This window comes from Hyphococcus aureus (assembly GCF_042643165.1).
GTDB lineage: Bacteria > Pseudomonadota > Alphaproteobacteria > Caulobacterales > Parvularculaceae > Hyphococcus > Hyphococcus aureus.
This window is the reverse complement of the sequence record NZ_JBHRSH010000001.1, coordinates 1,274,708-1,292,050: the sequence shown is the minus strand read 5'-3', so window position 1 is coordinate 1,292,050 and position 17,343 is coordinate 1,274,708. Positions and strand designations below refer to the sequence as shown.

At 59.1% G+C, this 17,343-nt stretch carries 19 protein-coding genes; 12 read left to right on the top strand and 7 right to left on the bottom strand.

All coding sequences use genetic code 11. From position 1 onward, the window contains the following. Positions 1 to 78: 78 nt before the first annotated feature. A complete protein-coding gene (locus ACFOOP_RS06295) occupies positions 79 to 537 on the bottom strand; it encodes an Lrp/AsnC family transcriptional regulator (RefSeq protein WP_379880022.1) in 459 nt (152 codons plus the stop codon). 124 nt (positions 538 to 661) lie between these two features. Between ACFOOP_RS06295 and ACFOOP_RS06290 the strand changes: the two genes are divergently transcribed. The 4 genes from ACFOOP_RS06290 (at position 662) to ACFOOP_RS06275 (ending at position 3,512) form a co-directional block, all read left to right on the top strand. Next, on the top strand, positions 662 to 949 hold the full coding sequence (locus tag ACFOOP_RS06290) for a DUF6356 family protein (protein WP_379880021.1): 288 nt from the start codon (positions 662 to 664) through the stop codon (positions 947 to 949). A 28-nt stretch (positions 950 to 977) separates the two neighbouring features. After that, positions 978 to 1,991 carry a YeiH family protein gene (locus tag ACFOOP_RS06285; protein WP_379880020.1) on the top strand — a complete coding sequence of 338 codons (1,014 nt, stop codon included), beginning with the start codon at positions 978 to 980 and terminating at the stop codon, positions 1,989 to 1,991. Positions 1,992 to 2,101: 110 nt separating this feature from the next. Beyond that, complete coding sequence (locus ACFOOP_RS06280) at positions 2,102 to 3,052, top strand: hypothetical protein (protein ID WP_379880018.1); 951 nt, start codon at positions 2,102 to 2,104, stop codon at positions 3,050 to 3,052. 13 nt (positions 3,053 to 3,065) lie between these two features. Continuing rightward, positions 3,066 to 3,512 (top strand): hypothetical protein, encoded by a 447-nt coding sequence (locus ACFOOP_RS06275; RefSeq protein ID WP_379880017.1) that lies wholly within the window; start codon positions 3,066 to 3,068, stop codon positions 3,510 to 3,512. A 27-nt stretch (positions 3,513 to 3,539) separates the two neighbouring features. Here ACFOOP_RS06275 and ACFOOP_RS06270 read toward each other — a convergent pair whose 3' ends face one another. Continuing rightward, positions 3,540 to 4,046 (bottom strand): type III secretion system chaperone family protein, encoded by a 507-nt coding sequence (locus tag ACFOOP_RS06270; protein WP_379880016.1) that lies wholly within the window; start codon positions 4,044 to 4,046, stop codon positions 3,540 to 3,542. A 192-nt stretch (positions 4,047 to 4,238) separates the two neighbouring features. Between ACFOOP_RS06270 and sdhC the strand changes: the two genes are divergently transcribed. The 5 genes from sdhC (at position 4,239) to ACFOOP_RS06245 (ending at position 8,636) form a co-directional block, all read left to right on the top strand. Next, positions 4,239 to 4,670 (top strand): succinate dehydrogenase, cytochrome b556 subunit, encoded by a 432-nt coding sequence (sdhC, locus tag ACFOOP_RS06265; protein WP_379880015.1) that lies wholly within the window; start codon positions 4,239 to 4,241, stop codon positions 4,668 to 4,670. A 3-nt stretch (positions 4,671 to 4,673) separates the two neighbouring features. Continuing rightward, positions 4,674 to 5,009 (top strand): succinate dehydrogenase, hydrophobic membrane anchor protein, encoded by a 336-nt coding sequence (gene sdhD / locus ACFOOP_RS06260; RefSeq protein WP_379880014.1) that lies wholly within the window; start codon positions 4,674 to 4,676, stop codon positions 5,007 to 5,009. A gap of 4 nt (positions 5,010 to 5,013) precedes the next feature. Next, positions 5,014 to 6,801, top strand: a complete 1,788-nt coding sequence (gene sdhA, locus ACFOOP_RS06255) for a succinate dehydrogenase flavoprotein subunit (RefSeq protein ID WP_379880013.1) — start codon at positions 5,014 to 5,016, stop codon at positions 6,799 to 6,801. Between the two features lie 11 nt (positions 6,802 to 6,812). Next, a complete protein-coding gene (locus tag ACFOOP_RS06250; RefSeq protein WP_379880012.1) occupies positions 6,813 to 7,472 on the top strand; it encodes a hypothetical protein in 660 nt (219 codons plus the stop codon). 81 nt (positions 7,473 to 7,553) lie between these two features. Further along, positions 7,554 to 8,636, top strand: a complete 1,083-nt coding sequence (locus tag ACFOOP_RS06245) for a dipeptidase (RefSeq protein WP_379880011.1) — start codon at positions 7,554 to 7,556, stop codon at positions 8,634 to 8,636. 8 nt (positions 8,637 to 8,644) lie between these two features. Here ACFOOP_RS06245 and ACFOOP_RS06240 read toward each other — a convergent pair whose 3' ends face one another. Together ACFOOP_RS06240 and ACFOOP_RS06235 are read right to left on the bottom strand one after the other, a co-directional pair. Next, on the bottom strand, positions 8,645 to 9,442 hold the full coding sequence (locus ACFOOP_RS06240; RefSeq protein WP_379880010.1) for a hypothetical protein: 798 nt from the start codon (positions 9,440 to 9,442) through the stop codon (positions 8,645 to 8,647). After that, positions 9,439 to 9,903, bottom strand: a complete 465-nt coding sequence (locus tag ACFOOP_RS06235; protein WP_379880009.1) for an ABA4-like family protein — start codon at positions 9,901 to 9,903, stop codon at positions 9,439 to 9,441. The genes ACFOOP_RS06240 and ACFOOP_RS06235 overlap by 4 nt, the downstream gene beginning before the upstream one ends. A gap of 202 nt (positions 9,904 to 10,105) precedes the next feature. Here ACFOOP_RS06235 and ACFOOP_RS06230 point away from each other — a divergent pair, with 202 nt between their 5' ends. Then, positions 10,106 to 10,864, top strand: a complete 759-nt coding sequence (locus ACFOOP_RS06230; protein WP_379880008.1) for a LytTR family DNA-binding domain-containing protein — start codon at positions 10,106 to 10,108, stop codon at positions 10,862 to 10,864. 18 nt (positions 10,865 to 10,882) lie between these two features. On the opposite strand, the gene ACFOOP_RS06225 is transcribed toward ACFOOP_RS06230, so the two are convergent. Continuing rightward, positions 10,883 to 11,560: a ferritin-like domain-containing protein gene (locus ACFOOP_RS06225; protein ID WP_379880007.1), complete on the bottom strand. Its 678-nt coding sequence runs from the start codon at positions 11,558 to 11,560 to the stop codon at positions 10,883 to 10,885. A gap of 91 nt (positions 11,561 to 11,651) precedes the next feature. Continuing rightward, positions 11,652 to 12,833: a TonB family protein gene (locus ACFOOP_RS06220; protein WP_379880006.1), complete on the bottom strand. Its 1,182-nt coding sequence runs from the start codon at positions 12,831 to 12,833 to the stop codon at positions 11,652 to 11,654. 248 nt (positions 12,834 to 13,081) lie between these two features. On the opposite strand from ACFOOP_RS06220, the gene ACFOOP_RS06215 reads away from it, so the two are divergent. Beyond that, positions 13,082 to 13,918: a crotonase/enoyl-CoA hydratase family protein gene (locus ACFOOP_RS06215; RefSeq protein WP_379880005.1), complete on the top strand. Its 837-nt coding sequence runs from the start codon at positions 13,082 to 13,084 to the stop codon at positions 13,916 to 13,918. On the opposite strand, the gene ACFOOP_RS06210 is transcribed toward ACFOOP_RS06215, so the two are convergent. Further along, positions 13,913 to 15,961 carry an NAD(P)-binding protein gene (locus ACFOOP_RS06210; protein ID WP_379880004.1) on the bottom strand — a complete coding sequence of 683 codons (2,049 nt, stop codon included), beginning with the start codon at positions 15,959 to 15,961 and terminating at the stop codon, positions 13,913 to 13,915. The genes ACFOOP_RS06215 and ACFOOP_RS06210 overlap by 6 nt on opposite strands. Between ACFOOP_RS06210 and creD the strand changes: the two genes are divergently transcribed. Next, complete coding sequence (gene creD / locus ACFOOP_RS06205; RefSeq protein WP_379880003.1) at positions 15,960 to 17,327, top strand: cell envelope integrity protein CreD; 1,368 nt, start codon at positions 15,960 to 15,962, stop codon at positions 17,325 to 17,327. The genes ACFOOP_RS06210 and creD overlap by 2 nt on opposite strands. The last annotated feature ends 16 nt before the right edge of the window (positions 17,328 to 17,343 follow it).

Here is a 17,343-nt window from a genome sequence, read left to right as displayed (position 1 = left end):
GGTTACGAGCATGGCTTTAGGTTTTTGATTTGACGCATTTCCAGACGGCGAACCGCATACACTTCGCCTAAAAATGCGTCAGGCATAATCCAACGGCAATTCCGTCGTCTGCTTCAACACTTCCATGGAGAAGGTCGAGGTGAAGTCGGAGAACTCCGCCGTCGCGATCAGGCGTTTATAGACCCGGTCGTAATGGGCCATGTCGGGGACGACCACTTTCAACATGTAGTCGACCTCGCCGCTCATCCTGTGCACCTCGACAATCTCGGGGATGCGTTGAACGGCGTCCGCAAACCGCTTCAGCCAGGCTTCATTATGCTGGGCGGTTTTCACCGAAATGATCGCCGTCAGGGAAAGGTTGAGCGCCGCCGGGTCTGCAAGCGCCACCCGGCGCTGGATGACGCCCTCCTCCTCCAGCTTCTTGATCCGTCGCCAGCATGGGGTCGCCGACAGCCCCACCGATTCGGCAATCTCACTCACAGGAGTGGCTGAGTCGCGTTGTAATATCGCCAATATGGCTTTATCCGTAGGGTCCATTCTAATATCTATAAAGATAATAGAAAAAACTCGCAATCATTAGTTTTTCTATCGTTCTTTGTAGGATATTTTTTCACCTGTTCCCGCTTAAGCTTAATCTCAACAAACGGGGATGACCTACGCCATGATCAAGCGCGCCTTTACCGAGCATCCGGCCAGCGTCGGGGAAAGCTATTTCGAGCATCTGGGCATGGCCTTTGGCTTCGGCGCGAAAATGGTGATTTCGGGGATCGCTTGTCTGATCCATGCGATTTTCCCGTTTATGTTCGTGTGCACCGGCCGCAAATGCATTGAAGAGTTGCACACTCGCATGGTGACTCACCGAGACCGCCGCAAATGCGCGGATGCGTCGGCGTCGTCTCAAATGCCGTCTCTGGCGCGCGAGCAGCAATCACTCCACGCTGCGGAATAGCTTCCGCTCCGCAACCGTCAGCCCGCCCGTGACCCATTTCAGCCGTCTCGCCGATCAGGCGAAAATCCTCATGCCCGGCGTTCTCCTCGCCGTGACGGTGGCGCTCGCCTCGCTGTTCATCTCATCACGTTATGGCGGGCCGGTGATGCTGTATGCGATCCTTTTCGGCATCGCCTTCAACTTCATGAATGACGACCCCAAAACGAAACCAGGCGTTCAGTTCGCTTCGAAGCGCATACTCCAGCTCGGCGTCATACTTCTGGGAGCGTCTGTCACTTTTTCAGAAATCGCCGAGCTCGGCTGGGGCACGGCGCTATTGGTTGTCGCCGCGGTAACGACAACCATTGCCGCTGGCTTTCTGATTGGCCGCAGCGCAGGACTTTCCGGACCCCACTCAACCCTGTCCGCCGGCGCAGTCGCGATTTGCGGCGCATCAGCAGCGATGGCCATTGCTTCGGTTCTGCCGCAGACGAAAGACAGCGAGCGCAACCTTATTCTCACCGTTGTCGGCGTTACGACATTGTCCACCATCGCCATGGTGACCTATCCGTCGCTCACGCATCTTTTCGGCTTCACCGAAATGCAGGCCGGCGTTTTCCTCGGGGCCACCATCCATGACGTCGCGCAGGTCATCGGCGCCGGCTATATCGTTTCCGATGATGCGGGCGCCGTCGCCGCCGTCGTGAAGCTGATGCGCGTCACCCTCTTGGCGCCGGCCGTCTTTATCATCGCCATGATCTTTTCGCGCCATGCCGGCGCAGAAGCCACCGGCCGCGCCTTTCCGATTTTCCTGTTCGGTTTCGCCGCCCTGATGGCCGCCAACAGTTTCGGCCTTGTGCCGGCAGAGGCAAGAGCTGGCCTTGCAGGCGCATCGCGTTTCGCGCTCGTGGTTGCGGTCTCTGCGCTTGGCGTCAAAACCTCGCTCAAGGATCTCTTTGAGGTGGGCCCGAAGCCGGTCGCCGCGCTCGCGCTCCAGACCGCCTGGCTGGCGGTTTTTGTGGGTCTCGCCGTCGCCTTCGGCAAGGGCGTACTGCCGCATTAGGCAGTTGGTTAACCCCGACTTAAACCACCAATCTTCGCGGCTCTTTTTCCCTGATTTTAACTTCGATCGGCGAGGTTTCCGGCCATCTGATTTATTCCCGGGGAGCCGCCATGACGGACCAGTCGCTTCAAACCCGCATCGCCGCCATCGGCGCGGACGGTTTCGTCTCTGCAGACGAAGTCTTGTTCCTGCGCCGTAAGGTTTTTGAAAACGGCATCGTCGGGCCGGCCGAGCTGAACGCCCTGTTCGATCTTGGCGATCGCGCGCAGGACGGCGACCCAGAATGGTTTCAATTCTTCGCCGAAGCCGCCGCGGATTTTTATCTTCGCGAGGAAGAACCGCAGGGCTATCTGACGGCGGAGGAGTTTCAGTCGTTGCGATCTCTCGTCCTGCGCAACGGCCACGCCAACGCCCTTGAGATCGCCCTGATGGTGAAGCTCATGGAAACCGCCGACCAGACGCCGCCGGAAATGGCGTCATTTGTCGGCGAACAGATCAAGGCGATGATCCTCGATAAACCGGACGGTCCGGTCGTTTCCAAACAGGACGCGATCATGATCCGCCGTTATCTGTTCGCCGCAGGCGGCGATGGCAATGTCGCCGTGACGCGCCGCGAAACTGAACTTCTTTTCGATATCAATGACGCCACCGAAAACGCACGTAACAATCCGGCGTGGACGGAGCTTTTCGTGCAAGGGGTTGTCAATCATCTGATGGCGCATCTCGGCTACACGGCGCCAAGCCGCGAGGAAGCCTTCCGCCGCAACGCCTGGGCGAAAGACACGTCCGTCAATGTCGGCGGCTTCTTCAAGAAAATGATCGCCGGCGGCCTTTCTGGCTTCAAACCGACAGAAAGCGTCATCCAGGCGCATCATGACAAACGTGAAGCCGATATTGCGCAGGCAGAGCGACTCACCAAGGCGGAAGCTGACTGGCTCGCCTCGCGTATCGGCAAGGATGGCGGTTTCGACGTCAATGAACGCCGTCTTCTTGAGCGCCTGCGAGAACTTGAAAAAGAACTGCCGGAAGGTCTCAAGGCGCTGATCGACCGCGCAGCGTAACAAGCCGATGAACATGGAACGGATTGTCATCGCCGCTTTTGCCGCCACCGGCAGTGTCATCGCTCTTGCAACTGTCGGCCCGAGCAAAGCGCCTTTCGATTACGCTACCGCAACACTGGAAGATAAACAGCGCTACCTTGAGACCAAAGCGAAAAACTTTTCGCGCGGCTTCAATCTGACCAAAGGCGGCGCGTCGGACATCTCCGATATCTATGTGGATGCGGAAACCGACCTCGTCAGCATCATTGTCCAGATCAACGGCGCTAATAACAGCTACATCCCTGCGGGAGAGCTGGAGTCAATGCGCGGGAAAATCCTTCGCACGGCCTGCGGCCTGACCGAACGCGATCTGCTGACGCAAACCGACTTCAAACTACGGATGCGCTTTCTAAAACCCGGCGGCGGTTCACTGATGACCGTCGAGGCGAGCGGCGACAGTTGTACGCCGTATTTCTCCTGAAGATGAGTAAGCGCTGAAGGAACCAGCCTAACTTACCGGCTCGCCTTTCTGGAATTTCGACACAAAGGCCGAGATGACATCCGCCCAGCGGGCGATGTTTTGCGACAGATGTTCTTCGGTGACGCCGCCATTCAGTTCGATCACATAATCGACGCCAACCTCGCCCGTGCCTTCGAGCACATAGGCGCGGCCAAACACCTGGCTGTCATTGAAGCCGTTGACGATGCGGTAATCGGCGGACGTCACCTCGCGGCCAAGCTCGAAATTGGCGAAGAAGACGAGGGTCTCGCACGTCTTGGGCGCGCCCGAACAGGAAAGCGCACGCACGTAAAATCCGAATTGCCCGGCTTTTCCCTGCGCCACTGGCGCACCGGACGCGCTGTCCGCCATCATATCGGGGTTAAGCCCGGCCTCAGCGAGGACGCTCTCAAGCTGGTCTGCGGTCACGCCGCTCAGGGTTTGCGCGCCGGCGCCGCCGCAAAGCGCCATCGCAAAAGCCGCCCCAGCCGCCGCGCTTTTCAGTAAATTCTTCATCCCCAACCCCACGCACATTTTACCGGTCCCACCTCCCAGCATGACCGAAACAACCCTGCTTTGGCAATGGCTTGGTCGCAGGCATGGCGCATCTTGACGCCCCCTGAACACGTTGACTTGGAAAAGGGGCGGCCTATGTTCGCCAGCGACCTTCCAACGCCTAGTTTTTAGGCCTGACTTTCCGGGGTTTTCATGCCTGATCAAGCCGGGGTTACTCCAGCGCAGCCCGCGCGCCCCTCCTTCTCGCGACCTTTGTCGCCGCATCTGCAAATCTGGCGCTTCACCGTCACCATGGCGGCCTCCATCACCCATCGCGGGACCGGCATGGTCCTTTATGGCGGCTCCCTTTTGCTGGGCGTATGGGCCTATGCGCTGGCGTTCAGCCCGTCGCTCTTCGCCGCCGTGTCAGGCTTCGTCACCTCACCCTTCGGGATCATCATTGTCGCCGGCTATGTCTGGGCGCTTTGCTTCCATCTGCTGAACGGCCTTCGCCATCTCTATTGGGATTCCGGCCGCGGCCTCGCCCCGGCGACAGCGACCAAGACCGCCTGGGCGATCTATATCGGATCGCTGATCCTCGCTTTGATCGTCCTTTATGCCGGCCAGCTCGGCTGGAGGTCTTAAATCATGGCGCACAAAGGCACCTCGACTTTCATCATTCAGCGCGCCACCGCCGCGCTCATGATCCCGCTCGGCGTCTGGTTTCTGATTGGCGTCGTTTCCCATCTTGGCGCCAATTACATGGTCGCTCGCGAATGGGTTGGGCAGTGGTGGAACGCAGCCCTACTCGCGGCCTTCATCACCATTGGCGCATTGCATATGCGCATCGGCATGGCGGAGATCATCGCCGACTACATCCATGGCGGCCTCAAGGGCGTTTTGTCGATTCTCAACTGGCTCGCCGCGCTCAGCGTCATCGCCGGCGTCCTCTGGGCCCTCTATAACATTTCATTTGCAGGCTGACGAAATGACTTCGAGTTACGAGATTGTCGATCACGAATATGATGTTGTTGTCGTCGGCGCCGGCGGCGCCGGTTTGCGCGCGACGCTCGGCGCGGCGCAGGCGGGACTGAAAACGGCTTGCGTCACCAAGGTCTTCCCGACGCGCTCCCATACGGTTGCTGCGCAGGGCGGCATCTCCGCCGCGCTCGGCAATATGTCGGAAGACGACTGGCGCTGGCACATGTACGACACCGTCAAGGGGTCGGACTGGCTCGGCGATCAGGACGCCATCGAATATCTCTGCAAGAACGCGCCCGCCGCCGTGTACGAGCTTGAGCATTGGGGCGTTCCCTTCTCGCGCACCGAAGAAGGTAAGATCTATCAGCGCGCCTTTGGCGGCATGACAAAGAACTATGGCGAGGGACAGGTGCAGCGCACTTGCGCCGCCGCCGACCGCACCGGCCATGCGATCCTGCACACGCTCTACGGTCAGTCCGTGAAGCAGAACGCCAAATTCTTCATCGAACATTTCGCACTTGATCTCATCATGTCCGACGAAGGCGAATGCCGCGGCGTGATTTCATGGGAGCTCGACACCGGGATCATCCACCGCTTCAACGCCAAGATGGTGATCCTCGCGACCGGCGGTTACGGCCGCGTTTATTTCTCCTGCACCTCCGCGCATACCTGCACAGGCGATGGCAACGCCATGGTCCTGCGCGCGGGGCTTCCATTGCAAGACATGGAGTTCGTGCAATTCCACCCGACCGGGATTTACGGCGCCGGCGTTCTCATCACCGAGGGCTCGCGCGGCGAAGGCGGATATCTCACCAATTCCGAAGGCGAGCGCTTCATGGAGCGCTATGCGCCGTCAGCCAAAGACCTCGCCTCGCGCGATGTCGTCTCGCGGTCGATGACGATTGAAATTCGCGAGGGACGCGGCGTCGGGCCGAACAAGGACCATATCCACCTCAACCTCAACCATCTCGACCCGAAAGTCCTGCATGAGCGCCTGCCCGGCATTTCGGAAAGCGCAAAGATTTTCGCGGGCGTTGATGTCACCAAGGAACCGATCCCGGTGCTTCCGACCGTGCATTATAATATGGGCGGCATCCCGACCAATTACCATGGCGAAGTGCTGACCAAGCGCGGCGACGATCCGGAAGTGGTGGTGCCCGGCCTGATGGCGATCGGCGAAGCGGCCTGCGTTTCCGTGCACGGCGCCAACCGCCTCGGCTCCAACTCGCTGATCGACCTTGTGGTGTTCGGACGCGCGGCGGGCCTGCGCTGCGGTGAAGTCGTAAAATCGGGCGGCGCCAATCCGGAGCTGCCGAAACGCGCAACCGACGACGCTCTTGCCCGTCTCGACAAGTTCCGCCACGCCAAAGGCGACACGCCCACCGCCGTCTTGCGCGCGCGCATGCAAGGCGTGATGCAGAACAACTGCGCCGTCTTCCGCACCGGTGAGGTGCTCGAGGAAGGCCGTGAGAAAATCAAGGAAGTCTATGACGCCATGCCGAATATCGGCGTCACTGACCGTACGCTGGTCTGGAACACTGATCTCGTCGAAACGCTCGAATTCGACAATATGATCGGCCAGGCCGTCGTCACCATGGAAGGCGCATCGAACCGCAAGGAAAGCCGCGGCGCGCACGCGCGCGAAGACTTCCCCGACCGCGACGACGCCAACTGGATGAAACACACCGCCGCCTGGTTCTCCAACGGCAAGGCGACGCTCGACTATCGCCCTGTGCATGATTTCACCATGACCGACGAGATCAAATATATCGAACCGAAAAAGCGTGTTTATTGAGAGCTGTGCGTATGAAACTGAACGCTTGGCGAGCGATACTTATCTTAACCGCATTCGCTTTCAGCGCATGCGAACAGCGTTCAGATTTAACAAGCAATAAGCAAGCGAGCAAAGAGTCTGTCGTTTCGGAAACCGCCGTTGCCAATGAGTTTTTTAAGCTCACGCTAGACGCGCCAACCGATTGGTATGTTCTAACGAATGTGGAACTTCTTGAGCTTCTCAATATGGGAGGCAAAGTAGCGGCATCGGGAAATCGCGAAATGGAAGCCGTTCTGGATGCTTCGGAAGAAAATCAGGCGGCATTGTTCGGCGTTTTCCGTCACCCTCCGGGCACGCCTGTTGAGATCAATCCAAACGTAATCGCAAGCGCCGAGCGGGTTTCATTTTCACCCGGTATAAAACGCGGCAGCGACTACTTTTTTCATACAAAAAGAATGCTGGGCCAGTCCAATTTGGCAGTGACATTTGAGAACGGATACGCCGAACGTGAAATAGGCGGCGTGAATTTTGATCGTATGAACACGACGATGACCGTACAAGGCATTACAATAAATCAGTCCTATTATGCTGCGAAGTTTGATGATCACATCGTTCTACTCGTTGCCACCCCCGGAGACGCGACAACGGATCCCGTTCTAGATGGGATAAAACTGGAATGGCCCAAGGACTGATCATTCCCGACGATGATTGACAGCCTTCGCGTTACCCCAAAAAATTGCTAGCCTCTCCGTTCAAACCGGAGAGGATTTTTCATGACATACACCAGACGCGACGCCATCAGTTTGGGCGCGGGCGCAGCCATGACCTTCGCAGGCGCTAGTGCGGCATCGGCCAATGACCGGCTGAACAGCCTATACGACAAATCCATCGTCATCGACGCGCTTTCCTTCGCTCAGGAATGGGATGACGTCGAATATGAAGCGGTGAGAAAATCCGGCTACACAGGCATCATCACCAGCCTCAATCGCCGCGATCTTCAGACCGCCATTGATGAACTCCTGACCTGGAAGAGACGCGTCGAGGAATTTCCTGACCGTTATCTGATCGCGCTGGAGGCGCGCGATTTCGAGCGCGCCAAGCGCGAAGGCAAACTCGCCGTGATGATGAACTTCCAGAACGCGACCATGCTGGAAGGCGACGCAGACAATGTGGATGCGCTGCACACCCTCGGCATGCGCTGTTTTCAGCTCACCTATAACAATCGCAATCTCATCGGCGACGGCTGCCTTGAGCGCACTAACGCCGGGCTATCCGATTTCGGCGTCGAGGTGGTTGAACGCATGAACAAGCTCGGCGTTCTGGTGGATCTGTCTCATTGCGGCGCCCAGACGACCCTCGACGGCATTGCGCTTTCGCAAAAACCCGTCGCCATCACCCACTCAATGATCGAAAAATTCCGCCCCGGTCACCCGCGCGCCAAGACCGACGACCAGATCAAGGCGCTGGCCGACAAGGGCGGCGTTTTCGGCGTCGCGGCGCTCGGCTATTTCATCGGCAAAAATCCCGGAACCGACACCACCATCGAAACTTACGCCGATCACATAGAACATGCCGTCAATCTGATCGGCATCGAACATGTCGGCGTTTCCACCGATTACCCGGTGCGCGGTCTTGAAAGCTGGATCACGCGCGAGAATTGGTATGAGCCGCGGCTTACAATCTACAAACCGAGCTATGACGTGCAATGGCCGCCTTACATCCCTGAACTCGACACGCCGGAACGGTTCCGCAACCTGATCGCCGTTCTTGACCGGCGCGGGTGGAAGACGCGCGATATGGAACGGCTATTGGGCGAAAACTGGCTGCGCCTTTTCAAAGACGTTTTCGGGCGCTGAGGGCCTGCCTACCCAATAAACGGCTTGCCTACCAACGCCTGCGTCAAGGTCGCCGCCGTAATTGCAACGCCGATCGCCGCCGCGATCCAGACCACGCGTTTCGCCGCAACGGCGTTCCTCAGCATCCTGTCCGCCGCGTAACCCACAAGCGGCAAAGCCTGCATCAGATGGGTTGCGAAAAAATGCGGTACGCGGAGATCGCCGCCTTCGCGCGACCATCCAAACAGAGGCAGCCCGCCAGCGTCCGTGCGCGACGCGTCGACCCAATGCCCGCCGGATTGCGCCGACATATATCCGGCGATCCCAAGGGTCAGGAAAAACCCGAGCGTCAAGCCGAGCCCACCGCCAAGTTTCAAGCCAGGCGTCAGCTTTTCCGTCACCGGCGCACGCAGCAGCCAGACCCCGACGACGATCGCCGGCATGATGATCAGCAAGGCGCCGCCCCCCATAAAGGCATAGATCAAGGCGTCCAGCTCTGTTGAAAAATTGAAATGGGAGCCAACGCCCCGCGCCGACTGCGTTACGATAATCGCAATTTCCACAATCGCCGCGAACGCCGACACTGCTGCAACGATGCTGAAGCCCATTCCGGCGCGCGCCTTTTCCGACAGGAACCGCGCCAGCACGGCGAGCGTTGCGAGATGCAGCGCCGTCGAACCGTAAAACTTCAGCGGTTTGATCCAGATATTGATGTCATTGACCATGCGCGGGTCGAATTGTTGCGCGATCAGCGTCGCCGGAATGGCGGCGAGCAGCAAAAACGCCGATTGAAGCCACACACTCTCTGCAAAGAAATACCTTTTCATGATGCCGCTCCCGCTGTTGTCGTGTTGCGCTTGCCGCCAATCGACCGCCAGCCCGCATCGGTCAGGACAAACAGGAGAAAGCCGAGGGGGCCGAACATGAAGGTGAAAAACAGGATCGGGATCTGCACCAGCCGCGACAGGCCGGAAGCGTCCGCCCGCTGCGCGATCACGGCCCCGATGGCGAGATCGAAGGCGAGGTAATGCACCCATCCGGCCAGCAGCACGGAATCATTGGAGAACAGCGACCTGACCTGAGAGAGGGAGCTATATCCGCCGCCCTCGGTTTCGGCGAAATGCGTGAGCATCAGCCCGCCATAAAGCGCGCCCAACAGCGCCGGGATAATAACCCCCGCAGTCAGCAGCACCCATCCCCAGCGTTTGGGTGAAAACAAAAGCAGCACCCAGCCAATCAGGGCGAGATTGCCGCTCCAGCCGAACAGGGTTTCCACATCAGTTGGCATTGGTATTTTCCTCCCAAACATCTCAATTGCACCGCCAAACCCATGACCGGTGCGCGCTGAAACCTATAGGCATGCCTGCCTGCGCCCCGGCAACCGGACATACGCGAAGCGGCTGGAATCCTTCGTCAATTGCTATTAAGTTCACTTGCGAAGCGCGAATTGCAGTTCGCGAAGCGTGAGTTGCAGGGGCATTCTGGGGAAAATGGCGCTGATCCGGAAATATTTTTGGCTCGGTTTGGTTTCCACCTTGGCATTGGGCGCCGTGTTCGCCTTTCTCGGCGTTTACGACACGGATAATTTGCCATTTCAGAAACGCTACATTTTCTGGACATCAACCATGGTGACGGGCACCGCCGCAGGAGCGCTGGCGGGCCCATGGGTCTTCAATCACGTCCTGCGCGGCCGCAACACCATCGCTCAACTGGCGGTCGTCGCCGCTCTCATTTCCTGCCCGGTTCTGCTCGTCATCGTGGGATTCAGCACCGGCTTTACGTCGTCCTGGCCGACCAATGATTTGCCGATGCAGTACGCGCGCGTCTTCGCCATTTCCTTTATTCTGGTCAGCGGAACCTATGTCGCCGCAAAGGCGCTCGGCGTGATCGGCGTCGCCGCCGTTTCGTCCACATCGGACCCCTCGCCCATCACCAAATTCCTGAGCCGCCTGCCGGCGAAATATCGCGGGGCGGAGCTCTATGCAGTCTCGTCAGAGGATCATTATCTGCGCATCCATACCGATCGCGGGGAAGAGCTCATCCTGATGCGGCTGTCCGACGCCATGCGCGAGCTGGAAGGCGCAGAAGGGCTGCAAACGCACCGTTCCTGGTGGGTCGCCAGCAAGGGCGTTGATGAGATGAGCCGCGAAAATGGAAAGCAAACGCTGATGCTGAAATCCGGCGTCGCCGCGCCCGTTTCGCGTTCTTTTGCAAAAGCGGTCAGGGAAGCGGGTCTTGGCGGCCTCTAAGGGGTAGAGCGCAGGATTTTACACCGCCGCTGCAGCGCCCATGATCCCCTGCGCCTCGCCGTCATCCTGCCAGTTCGTACGGCGCGGCATGGCCGGGTTCAAATATACGGACGGCACTTTCCAGAAAACGAGGCTTTTGTGCACGGCCCAGTCGGCGGTGAGCTCGTTCCATTTCGGTTTCCCGCCATCATTATTTTCGAGCCAGTCGCGATAGGGCGTCCAGTGGCTCGGTTCGTCGACGCGAATGACTTCGAAGATTTTCTTCAGTCGCTCATCTGAGGTCACAAGCTTGTCTTCGAGCAAAATATCGAGCTGGTTCATGCCGCGGATTTCGGTGATCATGATGATCCGGCACAGCCTGAAAAAAAGCTCGTCATCCGCCGTCACCGCATCTGTATCCAGCTCGTCAATGCTGCAACCGAAGGTCAGCCGGATCAGCCTGTCGATATGACCGCAGGATTTATCCACCGCGAACGGCATCCGCCCGAGATCCTCAAAATATTTTTTGAACATGAGGTAATGCTTGCGCTCGTCGCGGCGATGCTTTTCCACTGCATCGATAAACCAGCGCTCGCTGGAATGACGCGCGCGCACCGCAAGCAAAACGCGGTCAATGCTCGAATATCCCCGGTGCTCATTGTAAATGTAGATCGAGGCGAGGACGTCAAGAAACCGGCGCTGGGCTTTTTGAAGCATGGCGCACAATGGAACCGGAAATAACGCCCCGTCAACACGCCTCCTCTTTAATGCCCGTTTTGTGATGGAGCGGGCCGGATTTGACCGCGAATTATTTTCTGAAATTCAGGGTCGCTGTCTTGCCGGTTTCGACCGCCGACGCGCCATCCACGGTGCGTGGGGAGAAACGCCAGCGCCCTACGGTGTTCAGGGCCTCGGTTTCAAAACAGTTATTGGTTGAGGAGGCGACGCGCATATTGACGGCGCGGCCTTCCGCGCTGACGTCAAAGCGCAAGGTGACCGATTCCATGTCATTCGCCCCGCGCGTGCAGCGATTGGGGTAATCGGGCGCAATAGAGCGGGAGAGTTCGGCTTTCACAATGACCGGCTGGCGCGGCGGCGGCGCGGGTCGCGCGCGGCGGGGCAAGGCGCGCTCGCGCGGCTCTTCAACCGCTGGAGCTGGCGTTTCAGCTTGCACGGGTTCCTCAGTCACTTCAGGCGCTGGCGTCGTTTCCTCAGCAGACGGAACTGTCTGTGCATCTGAAGCCGCGGCCGGTATCGCGCCAGCGGCCTCTTCGGCTGACGTCTCCGGCGGAGATAAATTTTTAGTCGCAGCAGCGTCGGGCGCGGGCGTCTCATCGGCGACGGGCGCGTTTTCAGTTTCAACAATTTGCGATGTTTCCGGCACGACCGGAGCCGGTGCGTTTTGCGGCGCTTGGCTGGCCGGCGCGGGTCTCGCTTCCAGGCGCGTCGCAGTGGGCTGTTCCTGATGACCGCCGCCGCCCAAGACCTGATAGCCAATCCAGAGGGCGAACAGGATAACGGCCAGCATGGCGAAAACCGAGCCAAGACGCGCGCCGTCCCCTTGGGGCATCACGCCTTCGGCGGCTGGCGCCGTCACCGGCGCGGGCGTCGCTGCGATCGCTTCGGCCTTGAACGCCGCCGCAACCTGATCGGCGTCAAGGCCGAGATAACGCGCATAGGCCTTCACAAAACCGGTTATATAGGCGAGCGCGGGCAGACGGTCGAGACGCATCCATTCAATCGCCTCAACATGCTCCGCCTTTACTTTGGTGGCCGCGCTGACCGCTTCGACGGAAAGATTGGCGGCTTCGCGCGCGGCGCGCAGGAAAGCCCCGGCGCCTAAATCTTCAAGGCCCGGTTTGTGAAGGTCCGGCTGTTCAGGAGCCGGCGCCTCATCCGCGTTAAAACTCTCCGGGGCGGGCGCAGGTTCTTGCGGCGGCTCTGCGGCGCCGCTGAATTTGATGATTTCCGCACTTTTGTCCTGCGCCATGAGGCTGGAACCCAACTCTAACCGTGTCCGCATCTTACGGCCCGGCCCTCGTCAGATTGAGACAAGTCGCCGAAACGATGCCGCCGGAATGGCGGCGCACCCCAAGGCAAAGCATATTCGGCGCCATGTTTTCGCAAATATCCAGGCGTTGAGGCGCTGCTGTCGCCGCTGGCGTTAACCACCCTATCATGGAAAAACAGGAGCGCCGAATCCAGCAAAAAGGAGCGCGGGCGCCCCGCGAAAGCCCTATGAATTATAGCTGCTTTAAAGCCGACATTTCGGACGGGATTGCGCATCTGCGCTTTTCACGGCCTGACAAATTCAATTCCTTCATTCCTGAATTCTGGCGCGAATTGCCCGAGGCCGTCACGGAGATTTCGGAAAACGCAAAAGCGCGCGTCATCGTTCTGTCTGCGGAGGGAAAGCATTTCACGGCAGGGATGGACATTTCCGTTTTCATGTCCGGCGCATTGGATGCGCCGCCTGAAAACCGCGAAGTCGCCGCCGAAGCCTTTCGCCACCATGTGAAGGCGTTGCAGGCGACGTTCTCCGCACTAGAAAATGCGCGCCAGCCGGTGCTCGCCGCCATTCAGGGGGGAACCATCGGCGCCGGCGTCGACCTCGTTTCCGCCTGCGACTGCCGCTACGCCTCAGCCGATGCGTTTTTCTGCGTGCAGGAGACGGCCATCGGCATGACCGCCGATGTTGGGACATTTCCGCGGCTTGCGAAGATCATTCCCGAAGGCTGGGCGCGACAGATGGCCTATACCGCTGAACGCATTCCGGCGGCGAAAGCAAAAGAGATCGGCCTCGTCAACGAGGTCTTCGACAGTCATGATGGGTTGCTCAGCGGCGTGATGGAGATCGCGGGCAAGATCGCCGCCCATTCGCCGCTCGCCGTAACGGGCTGCAAACAGATGATCAATTACGCCCGCGATCATTCGACAGCGGACACCCTCGATTACATCGCTCTGTGGAATGCGGCGATGCTGCGCGCCGACGACATCAAGGAAAGCTATATCGCCAAATCGGAAAAGCGCGATCCCGCCTTTGACGAATTGAAACCGCTGAAAAAGTCCCTATAGCGCCAGCAATTCATTCACTGCGCGGTCAGCGGCGTCGATGGCGCCTTGCACATAGGCAAGCGCGCTCGCATCGGAATTGGCGACGCTCATCCGGCCCAGCGGCGCCCGCGCCGTCACATGGGGGCCATAAGCCGGGCTCCATGTCCACGGATCGTAAAGCTCGTTATATTCATAGGCGTATCCATGGGGCCAGCGATTGACGGTGATCCCGGCGATGTCGCGCGCCGCGTCAAAACCATAAGGCCCGAGCATGCCGGTCATTTGCTCGACAATCTCTCTTTCAAAATCATCGAAGGTCATCTCATAGAGTTTGGCGCGCCCGGCGCGATGCTGTTCGCGTTCTGTAAGGCCCGCCTGAAGCGGCACATGTTGAAGATGAGCGATGACCGGCTGATCCGGTGAGCGGGAGAACTTCACGCCGCCCATGGAGACCGGGAAATCGAGGGCAATCGATTCAAAGAAGCCTTGCGGCGAATACACCCGGTGATACCCGGCCTTTTCAAAGGCGCGCCAGTTGCGCAGAGCCACATTCACATAGACCAGCGGGATTTTTTCGAGCGTCTCCACCGCTTCGCGCTGAACCTCTCCGATCTCCGGCGAGATAAAGGGGAGCATGTGCAAATAGCCCGCATAGATCGCATTTTTCCCGCGCACACGGAACACTTCGCCGTCTTTCACATAGGCGACATCAACGCCGCCATTCACATTGCGCGCCTCCACAGCCGTAGCGCCCAACCGCATGCGCACTGATGCATCCGCCATATCGAGAAGGTCATAACGCGCTTGGGCCATGAGGGCGTCTTCCATCGTCGAGCCGGGAAGCACATCAGGGCGCAAGGCGCGCATCAGCAGCCGCGCCACGCTGGCGTTGCCGTCGGGGAAGTGAAAAATATAGGGATCGTCATTTTCGTAAGGCTCCGGAATGACTCCCTCAATGCCGAGCCCCGCCGTTCCAGGCATGCCGATGCGCGCGCCCTCCAGCGCCGACAGCGCATCCCATCCAACGCCCCAGAGCCCGGTGATGGAGCGGCGCAAGAGCACAACGATATCTTCGCTCGCGCCGGCATGTTGCAACAAAAACTGCTCGTAACTGATGCGGCGCATGAGATCAATTTTTTCAGAAACGGGTTTCCCGGCGAGATAGTCGGAAGGCGATAACGCAAGCTCCATGAGTTTTGCGCGCGCCGTTTCCGGCCAGGGAATGGCGCCGATAGCAGCCTTTGCTTTTTCCGGCGACGGCGCAGCGGACCACATAGCGTAAGGCTGGTCTATGAGCGTGTCTTCGCCATAATGAGTTTTGTTGAGATAAAGACCCGCGTCCATATTCCGGCGCGCATAAAAGTCGCGATCGAAATAATCGTAGAACTTCTCCACATCGACGCCGATCTCTTTCACGAGATCCTGCGCAACCTTCGACCATGAATGCGGTCCGTCGATGGACTGGCTGCCACCATAGCCAATAAGCTTTTCACCATCGACATTGAATTCATTGCGCTTTGCGTGACCGCCAAAATCGTCGTGATTATCGAGGATCAGAATACGTGCGTCTTCACCCGCGCGCCGGCGCCAGAAATAGGCGGACGCCAGCCCTGAAATGCCGCCACCGATTACGACCAAATCATAATCAGCGTCGGTCTGGGTTTCGGGACGCGGCCAGGTCTTTCCCTCCCAGGCAAGCGCATGGGCGGTCTCGAACGATCCGGCGTGCGACCCGCGCATCCCTGTCAGCGCCGGCGGATAAGGCCCGTTATAAGACCCACCCTGCGGGTTTCTGCCGCATCCGAACAAGGCGGCCGGCGCCAGACCGGCGGCGACGGGCAAGCTGACGCCGCCAAGGAAATCGCGGCGGGTAATCGACGACAGGCGTTTCATGCAAGGGGACTCCGAACCAGCGGCGCGGATCGGAACCGAATTCTCCCGCGCCGTCAAACCGTAAACCATAAATGGCCTTGAGGCTTCCCCGTCTTCGCCACGCCAGCGCCATGCATGATCCTTACAGGCTGCAAACAGGCTGGCGCGATCTTTACCGGGGAGTTCTTCCATGGAAATCAATATGCCGTTGCGACACCGATCGCTCGGCCTCAAGCTTATTCTCGTCGGCGCTCTCGCTTTCATGCTCTGGATTCCGGCGATGCTGGTTTACGGGCTGGTGTTCGAACGCTCGACCCGCGCGGACAGCGTCAAGCGCGAAATTTACAGTCTCGCCGGGGGCGAACAGACGATCAGCGGCCCGGTCATTATCGCCCCTGCACTGATCGACACCGGCAAGCAACGAAACGATGGCGAACAGATCATCGATTCGACATTTCTCGTCTTCACGCCGGCGACGCTATCCATCGACGCCGATGTAAACGCCACCCAGCGGCGTCGCTCCATCTATGAAGCGACCATTTATGACGCCGACATCATAATGGACGGCAAGTTCGGGCCGCTGATCGCGCCTCCTGTTCAGGGCGAAATTACCGAAATCGCCTGGGACCGGGCTGTGATCGCGGTGAAATTCGGCTCCAATGAAGCCCTGAAAGGCGTTCGCGACACACCCCGCCTCCTGATCAACGGCAAGGACGCGGCGGCTACGTTTGAGCCCGGCGTCAATATGGCGGCCTTCACGGGCAGACGCGCGGAACACGGCCTCAATGAACCGGGCATCAGCGCGCTGGCGCCCATCCCCGATCCGCAACAAGGATTTTCTTTCAAGCTGACCCTGCCCATGTCCGGCGGGGGCGCGCTTTATTTTGCGCCGGTCGGCGAGGAGACGCATGTGGCTATGCGCGCGAACTGGCCCGACCCGAGCTTTCAGGGCGCTTACTTGCCCGATGCGCGGGTGGTCCGCGCGGACGGGTTTACGGCGGAATGGCGCATCCCCTATCTCGCCCGCAATCTGCCGCGCAGCTTCACGGCGAGCGAACGCCTCAGCGAACTCGACGCCGGCAAGACCTTCGGCGCCCAGTTTATCGACGCGGCGAGCCCCTATCAGTCAGTCAACCGGGCGCTGAAATACGCCCTGATGTTCATGGGCATCGTTTTTCTGACTTTCTTCCTGTTCGAAGCGACGACCGGCGCCCGCGCCCACCCGGCCCAGTACATTCTTCTCGGGCTGACGCAGGTGATTTTCTATCTCCTCGTCCTCGCCTTTTCGGAACATGTGGGTTTTGAGACCGCCTTCGCCGGAACCGCGGCGGCGACCGTCGCCCTTTCCGGGGCCTATGCTGCGACGGTGTTTCACAGCCTGTGGCGCGGGATAATCGCACTCTTGGCCTTTTCAGGCGCCTATGGGTTGATATATTTACTCATGAAATCAGAGGATTACGCCCTTCTGATCGGTTCCGTGACAGCGTTTGGCGCGATCGCCCTCACCATGTATGTCACACGGGAGCTTGATTGGTACGGCGGACGCGATAAGGCGTAGGGCTTGTCGTGGGAAC

Excerpts from the sequence above, each read along its gene's own strand:
- sdhA (WP_379880013.1), top strand. The coding sequence starts at position 5,014 with ATGACTTCGAGTTACGAGATTGTCGATCACGAATATGATGTTGTTGTC.
- creD (WP_379880003.1), top strand. The coding sequence starts at position 15,960 with ATGGAAATCAATATGCCGTTGCGACACCGATCGCTCGGCCTCAAGCTT.
- ACFOOP_RS06250 (WP_379880012.1), top strand. The coding sequence starts at position 6,813 with ATGAAACTGAACGCTTGGCGAGCGATACTTATCTTAACCGCATTCGCT.
- ACFOOP_RS06275 (WP_379880017.1), top strand. The coding sequence starts at position 3,066 with ATGGAACGGATTGTCATCGCCGCTTTTGCCGCCACCGGCAGTGTCATC.
- sdhD (WP_379880014.1), top strand. The coding sequence starts at position 4,674 with ATGGCGCACAAAGGCACCTCGACTTTCATCATTCAGCGCGCCACCGCC.
- ACFOOP_RS06220 (WP_379880006.1), bottom strand. The coding sequence starts at position 12,833 with ATGGCGCAGGACAAAAGTGCGGAAATCATCAAATTCAGCGGCGCCGCA.
- ACFOOP_RS06235 (WP_379880009.1), bottom strand. The coding sequence starts at position 9,903 with ATGCCAACTGATGTGGAAACCCTGTTCGGCTGGAGCGGCAATCTCGCC.
- ACFOOP_RS06290 (WP_379880021.1), top strand. The coding sequence starts at position 662 with ATGATCAAGCGCGCCTTTACCGAGCATCCGGCCAGCGTCGGGGAAAGC.
- ACFOOP_RS06210 (WP_379880004.1), bottom strand. The coding sequence starts at position 15,961 with ATGGAAGAACTCCCCGGTAAAGATCGCGCCAGCCTGTTTGCAGCCTGT.
- ACFOOP_RS06280 (WP_379880018.1), top strand. The coding sequence starts at position 2,102 with ATGACGGACCAGTCGCTTCAAACCCGCATCGCCGCCATCGGCGCGGAC.
- ACFOOP_RS06245 (WP_379880011.1), top strand. The coding sequence starts at position 7,554 with ATGACATACACCAGACGCGACGCCATCAGTTTGGGCGCGGGCGCAGCC.
- sdhC (WP_379880015.1), top strand. The coding sequence starts at position 4,239 with ATGCCTGATCAAGCCGGGGTTACTCCAGCGCAGCCCGCGCGCCCCTCC.
- ACFOOP_RS06230 (WP_379880008.1), top strand. The coding sequence starts at position 10,106 with ATGGCGCTGATCCGGAAATATTTTTGGCTCGGTTTGGTTTCCACCTTG.
- ACFOOP_RS06270 (WP_379880016.1), bottom strand. The coding sequence starts at position 4,046 with ATGAAGAATTTACTGAAAAGCGCGGCGGCTGGGGCGGCTTTTGCGATG.
- ACFOOP_RS06240 (WP_379880010.1), bottom strand. The coding sequence starts at position 9,442 with ATGAAAAGGTATTTCTTTGCAGAGAGTGTGTGGCTTCAATCGGCGTTT.
- ACFOOP_RS06215 (WP_379880005.1), top strand. The coding sequence starts at position 13,082 with ATGAATTATAGCTGCTTTAAAGCCGACATTTCGGACGGGATTGCGCAT.
- ACFOOP_RS06295 (WP_379880022.1), bottom strand. The coding sequence starts at position 537 with ATGGACCCTACGGATAAAGCCATATTGGCGATATTACAACGCGACTCA.
- ACFOOP_RS06225 (WP_379880007.1), bottom strand. The coding sequence starts at position 11,560 with ATGCTTCAAAAAGCCCAGCGCCGGTTTCTTGACGTCCTCGCCTCGATC.